Source organism: Deltaproteobacteria bacterium, from assembly GCA_016234845.1.
Classification (GTDB): domain Bacteria; phylum Desulfobacterota; class Deferrimicrobia; order Deferrimicrobiales; family Deferrimicrobiaceae; genus JACRNP01.
This window is the reverse complement of record JACRNP010000055.1, coordinates 1-2,734: the sequence shown is the minus strand read 5'-3', so window position 1 is coordinate 2,734 and position 2,734 is coordinate 1. Positions and strand designations below refer to the sequence as shown.

Sequence of the window (2,734 nt, the reverse complement as noted above, 5' to 3'; positions counted from 1 at the left end):
GAGGCGCACGTCCCGCCCGACGGCGGCCGTCCGCACCCCCCGTCCGGCGGCCAGCGTCCCGTACCCCTTCCCGAGCAGGACGACCGAGTCCCGGTGGAGGTCGCTCCCCACCCGCCCGCGGACGTCGTACTCGCGGAAGATCAGCGGATTGATCGTCAACGTCCGGTTACCGCATCAGTCGAGGTGGATCTCCATGAACGCCTTGGAGGTCCTCCGGGCCACCTTGGTGCGGTGCGCCGCCCGGGAGACCTCCTTGGCGACCGCGGGACCGACCTTCCGGTTGAACACGGACGGGATGATGTAGTCCTCCGACAGCTCCTCCTTCCCCACGCAGGAGGCGATCGCGTACGCCGCCGCCAGCTTCATCTCCTCGTTGATGCAGGTGGAGCGGGAGTCCAGCGCCCCGCGGAAGATCCCGGGGAAGCACAGCACGTTGTTGATCTGGTTCGGATAGTCCGAGCGCCCGGTCGCCATGATCCGCACGTACGGGGCCGCCTCCTCCGGCATGATCTCCGGGTCCGGGTTCGCCATCGCGAACACGATCGGGTCCTTCGACATCTTCTTCAGGTCCTCCACCGTGACCAGCCCCGGGCCGGCCAGCCCCAGGAACAGGTCCGCCCCCGAGATCACGTCGGAGAGCTTCCCCTTCTCGTTGAACGGGTTGGTGTGCTCCGCGTACCAGTCCTTCATGAAGTTCATGTGCTGCTTGCGGCCCTTGTAGATCGCGCCGATCCGGTCCACCCCGATGATGTTGCGCGCGCCCGCGTTCATGATGATCTTGCTGCACGCCACGCCCGATGCGCCCACCCCCGCCACCACGATCTTCATGTCCTCGATCCGCTTCTTCACGATCTTCAGGGAGTTCAGCAGCGCCGCCAGAACCACCACCGCCGTCCCGTGCTGGTCGTCGTGGAACACCGGGATGTCCATCTCCGCCTTCCGCGTCGATCCCCCCGAACTCCTTGAAGAGCATCGCCTTCCCCTCCATCACCGGCATCGCCGCCTCGGGGCCGATGTCCCCCAGCCCCAGCACCGCGGTCCCGTCGGAGACCACCGCGACCGAGTTCCGCCGGATCGTCAGGGAGTACGACTTCTTCACGTCCTTGGCGATCGCCATGCAGACCCGCGCCACGCCGGGGGTGTACGCCATGGAGAGGTCGTTCCGGGTCTTGACCGGGATCTTGTTGTGGACCTCGATCTTCCCGCCCAGGTGCATGAGGAAGGTCCGGTCGGAGACGTTCACGATCCGGACGCCCTGGATCGTCTTCACGGCGTTGATGATCTCCTGGGCGTGCTCGATCCCGCGGGCCCGCGCGGTGATGTCCCGCGTGACGGTACCCTTCCCGTGCCCGGAGAGGTCGACGGCCCCGATGTCGCCCCCCACGTTCCCGATCGCGGTCGTCACCTTGCCGAGCATGCCGACCTTGTTCTGGATCTCGAGCCGCATGGTGATGCTGTAGCTCTCGCTCGGAGATAGCGTCGTCGCCATGGTTCCTCCCCACTCAAAGTTGATGGTGCGCGGGCATGAACGGTAATTCTAAGCGTACCTCGAGCGGCAATTCAAGCGGGAAGGAAACGCCGGGGGAGGCGCCCTCGCCCTTCACTTCGCCGGTTCCCTGCGGAGGACGACCACGTCGTACCCCTGGACGTCCACCACGAATACGTCCCCTTCCACCGGGCAGGAGTACGGCATCCCGGGTTCCCCCTCCCCGTCCTCGCCGCGAAACGCCCCGCGGGCGATGAGTCCGTCGAGCACCGCCCGGACCTCGCGGAAGGTCATGTCCATCTTCGTGATGACGTTGTAGAGGCGCCCCTTGTGCAGTATCGGGTAGACGTCGAATCCGTCGGTGTCCATCCCCAGCCCCTTCCCCTTCGAGTCGCAAGCCGACCCAGTCTACCACGCGGGATTGAAAGAACCGCCACCGTCTGGTACCGTCAAACTACCCGCTTCCGGCGGGCATGGGGGGCTCCCTGCTCATCCGCGACATCCTCGAGCACAACGCGCGCGTCCACCCTTCCCGGATCGCCCTTTCCACCCCCGGGGAGGACGTGACATACCTCGAACTCCGCGACCGGGTGCGCGGCCATGCCGCGCTGCTTCGCGACGCGGGAATCGGGCGCGGCGACCGCGTCGCGATCCTCGCCCACAACTCCGTCGCGTACGTCGAGGCGCTTTTCGCCGTGGCGTGCGCCGGTGCGGCCCTCATCCCCCTCAACTACCTGCTGATCGGCCGGGAGCAGGTCGGCATCCTCGAGGATGCCGACGTCAAGGCGCTCCTGTACGACGGGGAGTTCGCCTTCCGGGTCGACGAGATCCGCGCGTCCCTCCCGGGAATCCCGTCCCTCTTCCGGATCGACGGGCACGGCGGGATCCCCGCGGGCGGGAGCGCGGCCGCGGAAGCGTACCCTCCCGTCGCGGAAACCGACGTGGCCCTGATCGTCTACAACAGCGGTTCCTCCGGTCGCCCCCTCGGCGCGATGCTCTCCCACCGGAACCTCCTGGCGGCGTCCACGTCCGCCGCGCTGGAGCTCCGACTCTCCCGCAACGACGTCTTCCTGTCGTGCGCCCCCCTCCCCTTCATGGGGGGGACGGGCCGGCTGCTCCGGTTCCTCCACGTGGGAGCGACGGTCGTGCTGCACAGGGATTTCGATCCGGAGGAGACGCTGCGCGCCATCGAGCGGCGCTCGGTCACCACCGTCCTCCTGACCGCCACGATGATGGCCCGGATCCTCG

Annotated in this window: 3 protein-coding genes and 1 pseudogene; 1 reads left to right on the top strand and 3 read right to left on the bottom strand. The window is 67.5% G+C overall.

All coding sequences use genetic code 11. The features are described 5' to 3' along the window. The 3 genes and pseudogenes from HZB86_04655 to HZB86_04645 all read right to left on the bottom strand — a co-directional run. Window positions 1-159 (bottom strand): phosphomannomutase (locus tag HZB86_04655; protein MBI5904825.1); only part of this gene is annotated, 159 nt, incomplete at its 3' end. Window positions 160-174: 15 nt separating this feature from the next. After that, window positions 175-1,489, bottom strand: a pseudogene (locus HZB86_04650) (NAD-dependent malic enzyme). A gap of 111 nt (window positions 1,490-1,600) precedes the next feature. After that, the gene (locus HZB86_04645; protein ID MBI5904824.1) at window positions 1,601-1,855 is read right to left on the bottom strand and encodes a hypothetical protein; all 255 of its coding nucleotides are present in this window, start codon (window positions 1,853-1,855) and stop codon (window positions 1,601-1,603) included. 104 nt (window positions 1,856-1,959) lie between these two features. Between HZB86_04645 and HZB86_04640 the strand changes: the two genes are divergently transcribed. Then, on the top strand, window positions 1,960-2,734 hold a 775-nt coding region (locus HZB86_04640; GenBank protein MBI5904823.1), incomplete at its 3' end, for an acyl--CoA ligase.

Excerpts from the sequence above, each read along its gene's own strand:
- HZB86_04645 (MBI5904824.1), bottom strand. The coding sequence starts at position 1,855 with ATGGACACCGACGGATTCGACGTCTACCCGATACTGCACAAGGGGCGC.